The organism is Novosphingobium sp. KCTC 2891, from assembly GCF_025938155.1.
In the GTDB taxonomy this organism is placed as follows: domain Bacteria; phylum Pseudomonadota; class Alphaproteobacteria; order Sphingomonadales; family Sphingomonadaceae; genus Novosphingobium.
This window is the reverse complement of sequence record NZ_JAPCZG010000006.1, coordinates 207,156-223,222: the sequence shown is the minus strand read 5'-3', so window position 1 is coordinate 223,222 and position 16,067 is coordinate 207,156. Positions and strand designations below refer to the sequence as shown.

The 16,067-nt window shown below is 64.3% G+C and carries 11 protein-coding genes and 3 pseudogenes; 5 read left to right on the top strand and 9 right to left on the bottom strand.

Features of this window, described 5'->3' with window-relative positions:
- Positions 1-2: 2 nt before the first annotated feature.
- On the bottom strand, positions 3-746 hold the full coding sequence (locus OLX02_RS13355; RefSeq protein ID WP_264423564.1) for a cupin domain-containing protein: 744 nt from the start codon (positions 744-746) through the stop codon (positions 3-5).
- 169 nt (positions 747-915) lie between these two features.
- Here OLX02_RS13355 and OLX02_RS13350 point away from each other — a divergent pair, with 169 nt between their 5' ends.
- Entirely contained in the window at positions 916-1,659 is a 744-nt protein-coding gene (locus OLX02_RS13350) for a DUF4437 domain-containing protein (RefSeq protein WP_264423563.1), read from the top strand.
- Entirely contained in the window at positions 1,656-2,972 is a 1,317-nt protein-coding gene (locus tag OLX02_RS13345) for an SDR family NAD(P)-dependent oxidoreductase (protein ID WP_264423562.1), read from the top strand. The genes OLX02_RS13350 and OLX02_RS13345 overlap by 4 nt, the downstream gene beginning before the upstream one ends.
- 69 nt (positions 2,973-3,041) lie before the next feature.
- Here OLX02_RS13345 and OLX02_RS13340 read toward each other — a convergent pair whose 3' ends face one another.
- From OLX02_RS13340 to OLX02_RS13320, 5 genes are all read right to left on the bottom strand, one after another.
- Positions 3,042-3,611, bottom strand: coding sequence for a carboxymuconolactone decarboxylase family protein (locus OLX02_RS13340; RefSeq protein ID WP_264423560.1), 570 nt, complete (start codon positions 3,609-3,611; stop codon positions 3,042-3,044).
- Between the two features lie 109 nt (positions 3,612-3,720).
- Positions 3,721-6,012 carry a TonB-dependent receptor gene (locus tag OLX02_RS13335; RefSeq protein WP_264423558.1) on the bottom strand — a complete coding sequence of 764 codons (2,292 nt, stop codon included), beginning with the start codon at positions 6,010-6,012 and terminating at the stop codon, positions 3,721-3,723.
- Positions 6,013-7,173: 1,161 nt separating this feature from the next.
- A complete protein-coding gene (locus OLX02_RS13330) occupies positions 7,174-7,947 on the bottom strand; it encodes an SDR family NAD(P)-dependent oxidoreductase (protein WP_264423557.1) in 774 nt (257 codons plus the stop codon).
- Between the two features lie 19 nt (positions 7,948-7,966).
- A complete protein-coding gene (locus OLX02_RS13325) occupies positions 7,967-8,509 on the bottom strand; it encodes a nuclear transport factor 2 family protein (RefSeq protein WP_264423555.1) in 543 nt (180 codons plus the stop codon).
- A complete protein-coding gene (locus OLX02_RS13320) occupies positions 8,506-10,812 on the bottom strand; it encodes a TonB-dependent receptor (RefSeq protein ID WP_264423553.1) in 2,307 nt (768 codons plus the stop codon). Before OLX02_RS13320 ends, OLX02_RS13325 begins: the two co-directional genes overlap by 4 nt.
- Before the next feature lie 387 nt (positions 10,813-11,199).
- Here OLX02_RS13320 and OLX02_RS13315 point away from each other — a divergent pair.
- From OLX02_RS13315 to OLX02_RS13305, 3 pseudogenes are all read left to right on the top strand, one after another.
- Positions 11,200-11,802, top strand: a pseudogene (locus OLX02_RS13315) (TetR/AcrR family transcriptional regulator); the annotation flags it as partial.
- Between the two features lie 132 nt (positions 11,803-11,934).
- Positions 11,935-12,213, top strand: a pseudogene (locus OLX02_RS13310) (transposase); the annotation flags it as partial.
- A gap of 388 nt (positions 12,214-12,601) precedes the next feature.
- Positions 12,602-12,889, top strand: a pseudogene (locus OLX02_RS13305) (DDE-type integrase/transposase/recombinase); the annotation flags it as partial.
- Here OLX02_RS13305 and OLX02_RS13300 read toward each other — a convergent pair.
- The 3 genes from OLX02_RS13300 to OLX02_RS13290 all read right to left on the bottom strand — a co-directional run bounded on the left by OLX02_RS13300 (position 12,795) and on the right by OLX02_RS13290 (position 15,987).
- On the bottom strand, positions 12,795-13,565 hold the full coding sequence (locus tag OLX02_RS13300; RefSeq protein WP_264423551.1) for a hypothetical protein: 771 nt from the start codon (positions 13,563-13,565) through the stop codon (positions 12,795-12,797). The pseudogene OLX02_RS13305 and the gene OLX02_RS13300 overlap by 95 nt on opposite strands.
- A gap of 72 nt (positions 13,566-13,637) precedes the next feature.
- Positions 13,638-14,462, bottom strand: a complete 825-nt coding sequence (locus tag OLX02_RS13295) for a transporter (protein ID WP_264423549.1) — start codon at positions 14,460-14,462, stop codon at positions 13,638-13,640.
- Positions 14,463-14,646: 184 nt separating this feature from the next.
- Entirely contained in the window at positions 14,647-15,987 is a 1,341-nt protein-coding gene (locus tag OLX02_RS13290; RefSeq protein WP_264423547.1) for a S8 family serine peptidase, read from the bottom strand.
- Positions 15,988-16,067: the final 80 nt, after the last annotated feature.

Sequence of the window (16,067 nt, the reverse complement as noted above, 5' to 3'; positions counted from 1 at the left end):
CCTCAGCGGTCGGCCTCGGGCACGCGGACCAGATCCCACGGGCCATCGTGCCATTCCAGCAGGACACAGCCGCTCTCGGTCCGCTCGTCGAACCCGTGGACAGAATAGGCCGGGTTCCACAGGAACGATCCTGCGCGCATGGGCCGGCTCGCGTCGGGCTGGATATCGCCCGAAATGCAATAGATCTCTTCCTCGACCGGGTGCCAGTTGGCCCCGCCGACCCCGCCGAAGTGCGCGGGCACCTTCAGCAGCCGGGTATCGGCGCCCGTGCGTTCGTTGAGCCACAACCGGCGGCGCTCGAAGCCGTCGAGCCGCTTGCCCGCGATGACCGGCACGAACGGTTCCAGCGCCAGGCAATCGGGCACCAGCAGCGGCACGCCCGGCACGTCGTCCGCGCCGGGCCGATCGCAGATCAGCACGATCTCGCACGCGGTCAGAGCCTCGATTGCGATCCCGCTATCTGCCGGGAGCACGGCGAAGCCGAAGGCGCCCAACTGCGCAGTCCCCACCCGCACCGTGCCCGACAGGACGAAGATCTGGGTGAGAGCGCCATCGGCGCGCCGCGCGGCAGCCGTCCAGCCAGCCGGCGGCAGGAGGATCGCGCTGCGTACCGCGCCCGGTTTTTCGTCCAGCAGGCGCAGCACCTGGGCGGGGCAGGGCGCGTCATCCCAAGGGAGAATTTCCTCCAGCTTCAGCGTGCCGCGATGAACGCAGCGCGAGATATCATAGGCGAGTTCGCGGTCCACGGTGATCCTGTCCTTGTCGAGCCGATGCCGACCCGAACAGTGACCATGCCCGCGCGTCGCGCCAAACGCACAACCCTCTTTATCCGCATTGCGGAGGTTGTACTCTCCGGCGCTGGAAGGCCATGCGCACATCTGTGACCAGCAGGTGACTTTGGCAAGGAGATCCCCCATGCGACCGCGTATCGTCGACCTCAAGGTGGATGAGCTGGAATGGGTGCCGCTTGGCCCGCCCGGACTCTATTCGCGCCTGCTCAGCCGCGACGCCGAAACCGGCGCGCGCACTGCACTCCAGCGCATGACGCCGGCCGATGGATATACCCCGCCCGATACTGCGCACTATCACCACACGTATGAAGAGATCATCGGTATCTCGGGCTGCTTCAGCTTCGATAGCCGCCGCTGGGTTCGCCCCTGCACGTATGTATTCCACCCGCCGCGCACGGTTCACGGCTTCGCCAGCGCGATCCGCGAGGAATCGACGTTCCTTTCGCGCGTGGGGCGAGATCTGGACTTCAACTTCGTCCCCGAACCGCGCGAGAAGGATCTCTACGTTGCCGAAGGCACGGCACCCGCGCGCGGGCCGGCCGTTCTGGAGCGCGATGCCGCACTGGATGGCTTTGCCCCGTCTGCGTTCCTGGGCGGCGCGGCCGAGGCTCGGCGCCTGAGTGTGGACCCCGAAACCGGCGAAGGTTCGGCGCTCGTGCGCCTGCCCGCCGGCTGGCAGGGGCAGGGCATGCCTCTGCCCTGCTATCTCGAAATTTTCGTGATCGAGGGCGGCATCGGCGTGGACGGCGGAGATGCGGCACCGCGCCGTTCCTATTTCTTCTACCCGCCGGGCGATCCGGTGAACGTGCTCGCCACCACAGGCGGGGCCCTGCTCTATGTGAACTTCGGTGCGGAGATCGACCTTTGACCACATTGCTCCAGGCTCTTGTCGTCAACAGCGGCGGCCGCGAAGCTGCGCTTGTCCGCTCGGCGCTTTCAGGTTGTTCGATCACCGAGATCGACGCCCCGCTGGTCGTTGAATCGCGCTGGGTCGACCTTGAAGCCGGTTTTGCCGCCAGTGGCAGGCGCTTCGATATCATCGTGCACTGCCCGCTGGGCGCAAGCGATGCCGCCGGGGTCGAGCGCGAGATCCTGTCGGCATGGCTGACTGCGAAGTACGCCAACCGCGTCTGCGCGGAAGGCGAGCCGACGCTGCTGACCATCACGCGCGAAAACCTTGATGTTCCGGCCATCGACGCCGATGCCGCCGCCAATGCGATCCGTGTGGCGACGCAGGCCGCGATGCTCGATGCATCTGCGCGCAAGGTGCGCCTGCGCTCGAACCGACTGGCGATTCCCGCAGGCGCGGAAGAGGCGCTCGTGATCGAAACCGTCCGCGCGCTGTGCGATGCACGCGCGAGTTTTGTTGCGGGTGCGGACCTTTTCCTGGGCACGCGGTCTGCGCAGCGCTTCACCCGGTCGCTCACCGGCAAGGCGGTGCTCGTCACCGGCGCGACCTCTGGCATCGGCCGCGCCAGCGCGATCGAGATCGGCCGCGAGGGTGGCTGGGTCGCCATCGGCGGACGAAAGCCCGATCTTGCCGCGGAAACGCTGGCGCTAGTCCGGGAAGCGGGTGGTGATGGCTGCTTCATCCCGCTGGATGTGACCGATGCCGCCGCCTGGGCCGATGCGGCGCGCGTGATCGCGGCGGAACGCGGCGCTTTGCACGGATTGGTCAACAATGCGGGCGAGGCCAAGAATCTCCCCATCGACGAGCTTGACGCCGGGGTGCCGCAGTTTCTGGTGAACCTGAACTACGGCGGCTGCCGTATGGGAATGGACGCGATGCTCGATCTGCTCGCCGCGGGCCAAGGCTCGGTGGTCAACGTCGCCAGCGTTGCCGGGATGCGCGCCGGTTTCGGCGGATCGGCCTATGGTGCGTCGAAGGCCGCGATGATCGGCCTGAGCAAGAGCTACGCGCGCGTGATCGCAGGGCCGCGCGGCGTCCGGGTCAACGCGGTCCAGCCCGGCCTGATCTGGAGCGATAGCGTGGCGGATTCGCTGGGCGAGGAGGGCGCGCAGCGTTTCCGTCTGGCCATCGAGGGCAAGACCCCGATCGGCCGGGTGGGCACGCCCGACGAGGTGGGCCGCTTCATCGCTTTCCTCGTCTCTGATGCGGCAGGCGCGCTGACCGGGCAGGCGATCCCGATTTCCGGCGGGTTGGAACTGGTCCACCCCTGAGGTGCCATCTAGCATTGCGACAATCGGGGGGCGCCGGGCGGACGCTCCCCCATCGTCGTTCTCCGGCTGTCAGGGCTTCGCGCCGGTAAACGGGCACGTGTCCATGCGTTCGAGCAGGTCGAAGGCGTAGACGAACTTCGCCATGCCGCCTAGCACCGCCATGATCACCCCCAGCTCGACCAGTTCGCCGTCACTGAAGCATTCCTTCAGCCGGGCGTAGATGTCCGCCGTGACCATTCCGGTCGGGTTGGTCAGCACCATCACATCGGCCAGTTCCAGCGCGCCGCGTTCGCGGGCGCTGAAGGGCCCGTCCTGCCAGCGGGTGATCGCATCGACTTGCTCCGCCGAGACGCCCGCGGCCATGGCGGCGATGCGGTCGCCGCGGCTGCACGCCGCGCAGCCGTGGACATTGGCAAAGCGCAGCCGCACGATTTCCACGAGCGACGGTTCAAGCCGGCCCGAGGCATAGAGCTTTGCGTAGAAGTCCTGCGAATACCAGGCGTAGACATCGGGCGCATTGCCCATGACTTCGGTGAACGTGGCATCGCCGTGCAGGTCCATCGCCCTGTCCCACGAAGCCTGCATCGCGGGCGAAAGCGCGGCCCTGCCGATGCGGGTGAAAGGTGTCTGCGGTTTCATTGGCTGGTCGCTCCTCGATCGCAAGGGGATGCTCCGCACCTACGAAAATGGGCCCCTCCCGCGCGGAAGAGGCCCATGTCGCGCCGGCAGGGAGGGGCCGGCAGGGGGGTCAGAAGTTCTTGATGAAGCGCACGCCGCCGGTGCGCTTGGCGGGGGCGCCGATGTATTCGCCGTTGGTCCGGCTCGGATTGAAATTGCCGTAGTAGCGGCTGAAATCCGGGGTCATGTCGTTGAAGATGTTGCTGACGAAGACCAGCGCAGTCCACGAATCTCCCTTCACGCCGATCTGCGCATCCGCGGTGAACTTGTGGTTCAGGAGGACGCGGTTGTCGAAGCGGGCATAGCGCGCGCTGCGGTACTTCCCGGTCATCTCGACGAACCCGTCGAGCGCATCGTTCAGCGGCACGTCGACTTTCGCGGTGGTGACGAGCGAGTGCTTGGGGATGAGCGGGACGCGGTTGCCGCCGAACTGGCGGGTGGTGCCCGCGGGCGCAGGAAACACGTCACGCGCCACAAAGTCGGTGAACTTGGAGTCGGTGTAGGTGTAGCTGCCGGTCAGGGTGAACCAGTCGGTCGGCTTAGCGGTCGCGCTCAGTTCGAAGCCCTTCACCCGCGCCTTCTTGGCATTGATGATGTAGTTGAGGCTCACCGCGCTCGAGGACGGGCATTGCGCTTCCGGTCCGAAGACGCTCGCGCTGCCGTAGCAGATCGTGGTGACCTGGACGTTGCTCCAATCGGAGTAATAGGCCCCGGCCTCGAACGAAAGCGCGCCGTTCATCGCCGAACCCTTGGCGCCGATCTCGTACGTCCAGATCGTTTCCTGACCGAACGGGCGCAGGTCGTCGCGCACCTGGCCGGTGTTGAAACCGCCCGGCTTCGATCCCTTGGCCGCGCTGGCGTAGACATTCAGATCGGGCGAGACCTTGAACCGCACGCTGGCGCGCGGCAGCCAGGAATCGAACGAGGTCTTGCCGCGGAAGCTGATCGCGTTCGACCCGGTCAGGAACAGGATGTTCACGCCGGTTGCGGCCTCTGCGCGGATGATCTCGTGGTTGTAGCGCAGTTCGCTGGACAGGGTCAGCGCGCCCAGCTCGTATTCGAGCGAGCCGAAGCCCGAATAGGTGTTGGTGAACAGCCGCGCCGGCCGCACCGGGATGTTTTCACGCGTGCTGGTGATGAACGGCCGGGCACCGAGGAAGCGAGTATAGTCCAGTTCCTGGTAGTTCTCGTCGAAGTAGTAGCCGCCGATCATCGCGCGCAAAGGACCCGAATCGTAGCTCAGCCGCAGGTCTGTGCTGATCTGTTCAAGATCCGTGTCGAAGTCGAAGATGCCGACGCAGGTTCCGGGCAGGCAGTTGACGAAACCGTTGCCCAAATTGGTGCCCGAAGGAACGTTCGCCGCCTTCTTGTCGAAGTCGAACTCGATGTGGCTCTTGATGCGATTGTAGCCGGACAGCGAGTTGATCGTGAAGCCGCCGCCCAGATCGTACTTGAGGTCGAGCACGCCGCGGTAGGTCTTGGAATCGTTGCCCGCATAGACGTGGTCCGACGAGATCGCGACCTGACTTTCGTCAAAATTGTCCGCCGTGATCCGGTTGACGCCGTAAAGCGACGTGTCGGCGCGGGGAAGGATGAAGCCTGCGCCGGGGCCTGCATTGTCGTTGATATAGTTGGCGCGGATCTTGCCGGTGAAGCCGCCGCTCCTGATGAGGATCGATCCGCCCACGCCCCAGGTGCGATCCGCATCGAGGCCCTGACCGTTGCCCGGATTCTGGTAGAAGCCCTGGAAATCACGATAGGTGGCGGAGAGCTTGGCGGCCACGGTATCGCCGATGATCGGGCCCGTGACGTGAGCCGTCAGTTCCTGCTGGCCATAGGTACCCATGGCGAAGTTCATCGTGGCGCCGGGCTTGAACTCGGGATCCTTGCTGATGAACTGGATGGCCCCGGCGAAGGCGGAGCGGCCGAAATAGACCGTCTGCGGGCCTTTCACCACTTCGATGCGCTGAAGGTCCATCAGCGCCGCGGCGGTCTGTGCGCCGCCCCCGCCGATGGTGGTGTTGAGCGAGACGCCGGTGGCGTCGATCCCGTCGATGATGATGGCGACGTTGGAGCGCCCTTCGACCAGCGCGATACCTCGCAGGCTCGGGCGCACGTCGGCAGGTGAAGCGCCCGTGTCAAACTGAAGACCCGGTGTCAGCGATGCGACCGCGGTTACGTTCGCGATGCCGCGCTGTTCGATGGCGCTTTGGGACAGGACATTGATGGCGACGGGAACGTCCTGAAGCGTTTCCTCGCGGCGACGCGCGGTGACGACGATGCCGCCGTCGGCCTCCGCCGTGCTGTCGCCCGCCGGTGCCTCTTGCGCCTTGGCCGGATTGGCGAGCAACGAAGCTGTCATGAATGCTGCGTAAGAGCAGGTACGGAAAAGCTGGCTAGTCACGTCGGGAAACCCCCTTCCACTGAACGTCGCCAACGTATGGGGCACGTCGGGAAGCACTCAATTCGCACCTGACAAACTATCCGCGTGGCGGATACCGCTTTGTTAGCGAGTCACGCGCGACCGCAACGGCACGGGTGGTGTCAAAGGGACCGCGCCTCTGGAAACGGGGAAAGGGAAGGTGGGGGCCCGATCATCGGCCGCCCTCGCAAACCAGAAAATACGATTCGGTATTTTCATTCGTCGCCGGAGGTAATCCGCCCGGTCCTTGTGATGTATGTGTGCTTTCCGCTGAGTTTGCTGAACGTGGAGGACCTCCAGTTAGAGCGCGGTATCGACATCTGCCGCGAGACGGTGTGGCTGTGGGGAACCGGTTTGGGCCGATGTCGGCCGCCGACATCCGGCGACAGCGGGCAAGGTGAGGGCACGGCTTCCGGCTTTGGATGCGGCTGCATTCCGGTTCATGCACAAGGGGTTGAAGCGCCCTGGGCGGGCCGAGACCATCGTAACGGATGGCCTTAGGTCCCACCCCCGACGCCATGCGTGCACTGGGCAAAGAGGATCGCCGTGAAGTCGGCCGGCACGTAATCAACCGCACCGGAAACTCCCCTCTGCTGTTCCTACGAAGAGAGCGAGCCATGCAACGCTTTCGGCAGATGAAGTCGCTGCAGAAGTTCGCCTAAGCCCACGCCGCGATCCACAACCACTTCTCCCAGGAGCGTCACCTCGTCGATCGTCAGACTGACAAGCTTCGCCGCTCGGCAGCCTTTGTTGATTGGCAAAACCTTATGGCCTGAACTGTTGCCCGGGGTAGGGGGCGTCTGACCAACGGAGAGCGTATCGCATCAGGCTGACAAGTCCCCCTGTTTTGTGGGCGAACTGCAGGGCTAAGTCCTATGTTCCGGTTCGAGCGACGCTTGAGGTCGCGGGCCCACCTGCTTTGGAAGCCGAGAAGTCGACCTGCAGTTCGGTGGGGACCGGAAATCCAAATTGGCCAGTCCCCACCTTGCCGGCAATTTGCGCTGAGGAGGAGAGGCGCCAATTGCCGGATTTCATGTCATGGTTTTGGACGAATTCGGAAATTAACTTGGATCACTGACTGGAAGAATAGTTCGTGTCTGCCTAGTCAAAGGATTGGTCTCCGACGCGGACCGGAAAAAAGCCAGCCGTCCATGCCCCATCCACGGCAAGTTCGGCGCCGCTGACATAGGACGCGTCGTCGCTCACCAGGAACAGCGATGCGTTGGCAACCTCCAGCGGCTGCCCCACACGTGCCATTGGCAGGCCCAGTTCGGCAGCGATTTCGCTGGTTTCGCGCTGAGACGGGTTCAGCATCGGCGTGTCGATCGCGCCAGGGTGCACCGTGTTGACGCGGACATTGTGTGGCGCCAATTCCATGGCCATCGCCTTGGACATGCCGCGGACCCCCCATTTGCTGGCATCATACGTCGTCATGTTGGCGTTGCCGCGCAGTCCGCTGGTCGACGAGACATTGACGATCGCGCCCCGGCCCTGCCGGCGCATGATCGGCGCCACGGCGCGGGTGCCGAGCCAGGTGCCGATCAGATTGATACCCAACATGCGCTCGAAGCTCGCCAGCGTCAGTTCTTCCATGGGCGCCGCTTCCACCACGGCCGCATTGTTCACCAGCGCGTCAATCCGACCGTGTTCAGCCTCCACCTGCGCGACCAGACGGGTCCATGCATCCTCGTCGCGCACGTCCATGGTCACGAACCGTGCCGCGCTGCCGATGTTGGCAGCGACGTCCTCACCTTCGGCCAGCACGTCGGTCATGATCACCGTCGCGCCCTCTTGCGCAAACAGGCGAGCGGTCGCCTCTCCCTGACCACGGGCCGCACCCGTGATGATCGCAACTTTGCCTTGAAGCCTGTTCATGCAATTTCTCCGAAACCTGTCAGCGATAATCCGAATGGGACGGCGCGGTAGGGCCGATCAGGTTGAGCGCGGCAAGCGGTCCGCCTGGCGCCATTTCGACCCAGTTCGATGCGGTGATCAGCACATGCTTGCGTGATGCGATCCGCCAGCCGTCCGCGGCTTCGACGAAGCGGTCGACATAATAGCCGCAAAATCCGCTGACTTCGTCGGCCGCGCCGCCTTCACCCGTGCCGGGAGCCGACATGGCAATGTTGTAGGACGTTACCCAGGCGCCGTCCTGATCGAAGCGCATGTCGCTCTGCACCGCCATATGCCAGCGACGGCCGAACGAGCGTTCCATCTCGACAAGAACGGGACGGAAATCCTCCCAGCTTCCCTTGAAGAAACCGTAGTCGACCGTTGCGGACGGCGCGAAAACGCCGTCCAGCAAGTCCACGTCCAGCCAGTCCAGCGCCCGCGAATAACGGACCAGGACATCGGTGATCGCGGCGCGCCTGTCGAGGAGCGCCAACCGCTCCTCGATCCGCTGCAGGCGGTCTTCGATTTCCGGCTGTGCCGTCACAGCCGCACCTTGGTGGTGATGCCATATTCGCGCGGAGGTGCGAAGGAACCGAGGCCCGAATAGCCCGGTGCGTCGTAGATGCTGTCGATGTACCGGTTATCCAGCAGGTTCTTGGCCCAGAACCCTATGGTGAAGCGGTCGTCAGGCAGCGTCCAGTCGATGCTGGCATCGACAATGTGGGTGGGCTGGATACTGGCGCGCGGGGTATCGAGGATCGCGGTCAGGTATTTCTGGCCGGTATAGCGGTAGCTGGCACTGAACGAGACGACATTGTCGCCGATTTCGGCGCGATAGTTGAACCCGGCCGTAGCGGACCACTTCGGCGCGTTCTGCAGGCGGTATCCTGCCAGATCGACGAGTTTGAGCGTCAGCGGATCGACGTAGGGGAAATTCTTGTAGCGGGCATCGAGGAAGGCCAGCGATCCGTTGAGGGTCAGGCCATGGATCGGATTTGCGGAAACCTCGAGTTCGAAGCCCTTGATTTCAGCCTTGCCCGCATTCTGGATGGTGTTCCCTTGCAGCGGCAGCCCGGTGTCCGGATTCTTGGTCACGTAGATCTGCGCCACCTGCAGGTCGCGGTAGATCGTATAGAAGCCGGACAGGTTCACGCGCAGGTGGCGGTCGAACAGATCGGTCTTCAGGCCGGCCTCGAGCGTGTCGACGAATTCCGGATTGAACGGTCCGATGTCGCTGGGCAGGCCCACGCGGCCCACGAAGCCGCCCGATTTGAACCCGCGCGCCCAGTAGCCGTAGAGCAGCATGTCGGGTTGGACCTTCCAGTCCAGACCCAGCTTCCAGCCCACGTTGTTCCAGGTCTTCTCGCCATTCCCGACGACCGTCTGGAGAACGGTGTTCCCGGTCGCCTCGAAGTCGGTCACGCCCGACGCGTTGATCGATGTCACCGTGGCCGCATTCATCCGCGTCCGTTCATGCGTGAAGCGGATACCCGCCTGGGCACGCAGCGTGTCCGTCAGGTCGACATAGGTCTGCGCAAAGCCGGAGATCGAATGATTGTCCTGGTCCTGCGTGTTGATCTGGATGAGCCCGGGCGCGGCAAATGCGACGCGGAAGGCGTTGCTGAGGTCGTAGTGATCCTTGACGAAGAAGGCCCCGACGATGGCCCGGGCGCGATCACCCATATCGAAGCTGCTGCGCAGTTCCTGAGTGAACTGCCACAGATCCGCATGGCGACCGGTGTCGGCAAGGAAAACAGGGGTCGCGTCCTGGTCGGTGAACTCGGTCAGCTTGTTCTTCTTGTAGCCGGTAACCGACGTGATGTCGCCCAGCGCGGTGCCTTTCCAGTTCAGGGTCAGGACGCTGCGATAGGTGTCCATGTCCGACCGGTCGGGCACGGAGTCATTGGCGGACAGGTAGCGGTCAGGCGCAGCGCACGGCACGGTCGGGGCAGAACAGATCGACGCGTACATGCCCTGCGTGCCGGGAGCGACGTAGAGAGGCTCGCCCGGATATGCGCCATTGATGACGACCGGCGCGCCATTGCGGCTGAGAGCGTATTCGCCAAGGAGGGTGGCGTCGAAGTTGTCCGTCGCCTGCCAGCGAAGCTGGCCACGGTAAAGCGACACGTTGCGCCTTCCCATGTCGCTGCCGTTCACCACGTTCGTAACGTAGCCATCGTGCTCCATGTGGGAGACCGAGAAGCGCGAACTGAGGGTGTCGGTCAATGGCGCGTTGAGCACGCCCTTGGCCTCGATGCGGGAATAGTTGCCGAACGAAAGCTCGCCCTTGGCCGACAGGTCGTTGTCCGGGGCCTGCGAAACGATGTTGACCACGCCGCCGGTGGTGTTGGCGCCGAACAGCGTGCCCTGGGGGCCGCGCAGGATCTCGACCCGGTCGATGTCGTAGATGTTGACCAGCGCGCCGATCGCAAACACCTGCGGCACGCCGTCGAGCACGATGGACACGGTGTTGCCCGCGTAGGGATCGGCGTCGATCACCCCGATGCCGCGAATATTGAAGACCGCAGTCGAGGGCGTGTTGGCAAAGCTGCTGATCTGCACGTTAGGCACCGAACCCTGCAGGGCCTCGATGGTGGCACCATGTAGCTTTTCGATTGCCCCACCGGTGACGGCGGTTACGGAAATCGGGACGCTTTGCAATTTTTCCGACCGCTTTTGCGCGGTGACGATGATCTCTTCCAGACCACCACCCGATCCGTTTTCGACCTGGGCCTCAGGACCGACCTCGGGCTGGGCAACAGACTGGGCACGGGCTGCGGGCGTGACGGCCGCAGCAAGGCCGAACACGGAGGCACCAGCAAGGCAATGAAGTATATATCGCGACATGATCCGCCCCTAATCGAAATTGTTGTTATGAATTTCTTTGCTGCCTGCTCCGTCATCGCGCCGCCGGGTGGGCGACAGTCGAAGCGGCGCAAGACGCAGCAAACTGCCCGATGCCAGGTAAGGCGACGGGGGAGTTCCAGCGGGTATGCCCGGCACCGGGCGCGCGCTTGCCCAAGCCATTGCGCAGTCCGCTGACTGCCTGTCATTGGGCTAACAAATTAGGACACTCGTCCTAACTGATAATTGTGTTAGGCAAGCTGCACTCGTTCGCACAGCAGCAGGATCATTCCGCGCGATCTTGACGCAAATCCCGCGATCTTGCGGTTCGTGGGCGATCCGGTTTTCGCTGGCATTGACGTCGGCTTGCCGATAATCCGCAAGCATTCCATGGCCAAAGCTGCATCTCTTGCGAAGAAATCGGAGCGCGGCAAACGCACGCGCACGGCGTTGCTCGATGCGGCCGAGCGCGCGTTCGGCTTCGGTGGCTACGATGGCGCATCCTTGCGTGAGATCGCTGGCGATGCCGGGGTACCGCTGGGGGTGGTCCACTATCACTTCCAGGGGAAGGAAGATCTTTTCCGCGAGGCGGTCCTGCGCAAGCAAGCGCAAGCGATGCAGCTGGTGAATGACAGTTTTGCGAGGGCGGAGGCCGCTTCTTCGACCGCCCTGACCGTTCAGGAAGTGATTGAATGCTTCCTGCGCCCCTTCCTTATCACGTTCGTCGAACCGGGGCATGAACTGCGGGATTACGTGCGAATGACGTCGCACATGATGAGTTCGTACATGATACCGGAAGTTCGCGACGTGCTGCGTGGACTCAATCGGGTGACCGACCCGCTCGAACGGCGGCTGAAGGCTTTGGTGCCGCAGATGCGGGATCAGGACTTCTATGCGGTGCTCTACATTCTCGAAGCGGCTATCATCTTCATGGAGCAGGACGTCGGCTTTATCGATGACCTGACACTGGGCCATCATTCGGCCGAGCGACTGGACCAACTCGTTGTGCCCACGGCGATATTGTTCAGCGGCGGGATCTCGGCGTTGCTCGGGTCAGCAAATAAGACCCATAAATCAGACCTGCAAATAGGCCGCAACCCTGCCGGGCCTCGCCCCCCTTTTCCGTTGCCCCCCCAGGCGCCGGAAGCGGACGGGTTCTGGTTGACCGATGCCCAATGGGCCGCGATCCAGCCACTGCTTCCCGACAAGTCGCGCGGGGTGGCGCGCGTGGACGATCGCCGCATCATAAGCGGGATTGTTCATGTCCTCCAGTCAGGCGGACACTGGGCGCAGGCGCCTGGCGAATATGGACCGCCAAAGACGCTGTACAATCGCTACAAACGGTGGTCGAAATCGGATGTCTGGCCGGCTGTTTTTGCGGCTCTCGAAGCAAGCGGGGGCCCCGTTCTGCGCATGGCAGCGAGGGCCGAGTAGCCCGAGCGGGCGGTGTCAAAGGGATTGCACCCCTGGCAACGGGGAGAAGGAAAGTTGGGGCCCGGTCATAGGCCGCCCTCGCAATCCAGCCAATCCGCACCAGTATTTCCATTCATCGCCCTAGGTAATCCGCCTCGTTGTCGTAATGTACGTGCGCGTTCGGCTGAGCCTGCAGAACGTGGAGGATCTATTGTTCGAGCGCGGCATTGACCTTTGTGACGAGACGGGGCCCTGTGGTGGACCCGGTTCGGGCCGAAGTGCGCGGCGGACATTCGGCGCCAGCGGGTCAGCCGGATGCGGAGTTTTCGGCGCTGGAGGTGGCATCTCGGCGAGGTCTACTTGAAGATGGCGCGCCGTTGATCATGAGGGCGAAGTCCTGGAATCCTACCTATCTAGGAAGCGCGACAAGGCAGCCGCGCGACGCTTCATGCGCAAGGCTTGGAAGCGCCATGATCGGGCCGAGGCCATTGTGACGGGCGCGTCTCCGTGCCCAGTTGATGGGCAATCCGTGGACAGTTTCGTTGGCACTGCCCACGGATTCCGGCCTTCGCTTACTGGATGGCCAACAGGGTGTTCAGCTTGGCCACGACCTGCGGCGTCAGAGGTGTGTGGGTCGAGGTCGCCAGCGTGGTTTGCGCGGCGATGACCGCCTGTTGCGCGGCCATCAGGCTCGCCTGATCCGATGTCAACTGGGTCTGGTCTGCCGCAAGCTTGGTCTGCGCAGCGCTAAGGGCAGCCTGGGCATCGGCTATGGCGGCCGCGTCAGTTCCGCTTTGCGCAGTGGTCAATGCCAGTTGCGCGTCGCTGACGGCCTTGGTGTCGGCCGCGATGGTCACCTTATCCGTGGCCACGGCCTGCGTGAACGAGGCGACGTTGGCCTCGGCCGTCACGGTCGCCGACTTGTAGATCGCCAGCGCGCCGACCACCGACTTGGACGAGGCATGGGCCAGCGCGGTATCCGAAGCGTGGGCGGCGTTCAGCTTGCCCAGAAGCGAGGCCGCCTTGCCCATGCCTGGGTCGACGTTCGCGTTGGCGGAGGCCGACGCATGGACGTTCGCGCCCACGGAGGCTGAAGCGGGCAGGGTGTCGGGCTTGCCCTGCGGCGCGCCCTGCGGGATGTGGCTGGTGGCCACCGCCGGCGGCGTGACCGGGATGCGGGCCGCAGCCGTGGCGCCCGCGCCGACCGGCAGGCTGGCGGGCAACCCCATCGGGATGCCGGCCGGCGGACCGTGCGTCACTCCGGCTGGCGGTGCGGCGAATGCGCTCGTTGCTGCCAGCAGCGCGATGGCTGTGGCGCCGGTCCTGATCGTGAAATGTGCCATGTCTTTTCTCCTTTGGAAGCTTGCCCCCCATGAGAACGAGCGCCGGGGTCCCAACCCCGCCGCCAGCGGAAATCATTGGAATACGGTGAGACGGATGCCGGCGCCGATGCGCGGGCTGGCATCGTTGAGCCCCGCCACTCCGTACAGGGTCAGACCGACAAGCTTGCTGAAGCGGTAGGTCATGTAAGGAGAGACGACCGCCTGCCCCTTGAGCCCATCGGCAACCGGTTCGCGGTAGGCGACGCTGACGCCGTAGTTCTGGTTGGAAGCAGGGCGAAAGTTTATGCCGCCCGATGCCGTCAGACCATTGCGGAGGCGATAGGCCGCCGGACTGCCCAGCCACGAATAGCCGATGGAACCGAACAGCATCGCACCTGGGGCGACCGTCTTGTAGAGGCTGGCATTGACCGAATAATCGGTCTTGCCCGTGCCCAGCGTCGTCTTCGCGGTCGGCAGCTTCACCCCTCCGCCAAACTCAATCGCGGGCAAAAGGCCGTTTTCCCGGGTAAGCAGGTATGCCGCCGAAAGGTTGAGATCGCCGATGCCCGAACGCGACGTGGTGGCGCCGTCGGGCGAGGAGACGATGACGCCGCCCACCAACTGGCCGGGACCATCGATGAATTCATAAGGCAGCGAGGCCTGTACCCGCAGGCGGCCGAGTTGCGCCTTCAGATCAACCGGGATGCTCCACACCGTGGTATCCGAGCTCGCACCGTAGTGGCCGGTCGAATAATCGGCGCCGGTGGCGAGTTCGAGACTGGAATCGCCGAAAAGTCCGCCGGTATGCCCGAGTGTGTTGGCCGGGGCCTGAACCGTGTCCTGGCCTTCTGTATTCGCGGTGGCCGCATCACTCGCGCTTTCGGCATGGGCCGGCACGGCAAGGGCCAGACCCGTCAAAGCGAGGATGGTTGCCCCTGCAGAACGAAGTTTTCTCAAAAAACGTCTCCCTCGTCGTTTAGGCCGAGCCGCGTGGTGCGCGTTGGCCGGCACTCGAGAGGCATGACGTTCGGGCGATCCGTTTTCGTCCCGAAAAAATCGCGCAATGCCAAAGAGATGGTTTGCGGCGGGGGAAACGGCCCCGTTACAGGCCGATCATGCCGTGCCCATAGGCGCCCGCATCCCCCCTTGGCCGCTGCGCACCGGTCGCAAGCGCGCGGATCGCTCTTTGTGCCGCCGCCACATCCGGCACGCGGACGCGATCGGCGATCAAGCGGCTCACGATCGGCGTGGCAAACGACGTTCCGCGCACCTCGGTGGGGCGCCCAGCCGGATCGGGTACCGTGGCGATGCCGGGGGCGACGAAGTCCACGCGCCGCACGCGGCTGGCCTCGGGCAGCAAACGACCGTTGGCCCCGACCGCCGAGACGGCCACCACGCCCGGGTACGACGCGGGATAGAGCGGCCGTGCTGCACCGCCGTCATTCCCCACCGGCGCCACGATGGTGAAGCCCAGCCCGGTCAACCGGGCCACCACCAAGGCGACGATGGGATTGGCCGGTCCAACCATGCTGACATTGACGACCGGTACGCGCGAGGTAGCCATCCAGCCCAGGGCGCGAACCAACAGCTCCGACGTGCCGCCGCGCACGTCGGAGCCAAAAATGTCGGCGGCATACAGCGTCAGCCGTCCACGCTCGCGCGCCAGCAGTGCCGCCACTGCCGTACCGTGCGCGCCGGGCCGGCTTTCCCCTGCTGCAAAATTGCGACGCACCATGTGGATGCGGGGATCGGAATCGATGGCAGGCGCCACGCCGGTGTCGACAAGGCCAACGGTGACAACACCCTCGCCTCCGGCAACATCGGCCTGCGCGCCCCGGCTTGGGCGACGCGCGTTGGCCGTCAGCCCGCTTTCGAACAACACGTGGTTGGGCGCGTACGTGCCCTCCGGGGCGATCTTGCGCAGCATCCGAATAGCGTGAGTGATGTCTAGTCCCGTGCGCGAAACCACCGCCAGATCCATATCGACGCCGGGCACCTTGTCGCGCCGCAGGACAGCAAACCCGCTCTGTGCCAGGTGAGCCAGCGCGGCCCCGTCCAGCCCGGTGACCATCACCTCGCCGCGGATCGACAATGCCCCCTTTCGATCCAGCTCATAAAGCCCCGGCGCCTGCTTGACGCGATCGGCAGCGCGATCCCGCTGGACTTTCGACAGCTTGGCGGAAACCGCCTGCGTTGCCCGCTCGGTCGCTGCTGTGACCGCCTCTACGCCCGCCCATGCGGGCCGTCCCCGAACGGGAATATCCGGCAAATGCACAGGGGACCCAACGGGCGGGCCACCGCCCATCGGTCCGGCAAAGCCTCCGCCGCCCGGCATGCCCATCGGCGGTCCGCCTCGCGTCTGTGCGTGCACGGGCACCGGCAACAGAGACCCCAGCGCGATCAACGTCACTGCCAGCAGATGTCCGAACGGTGTGACAGGCATTGCCGGGCGAAGCCTTTCATGATGGGCAGACTGCGATTGACGAGGGATTCTTGCGGTAGATTCCATACACGGGAAGAAAC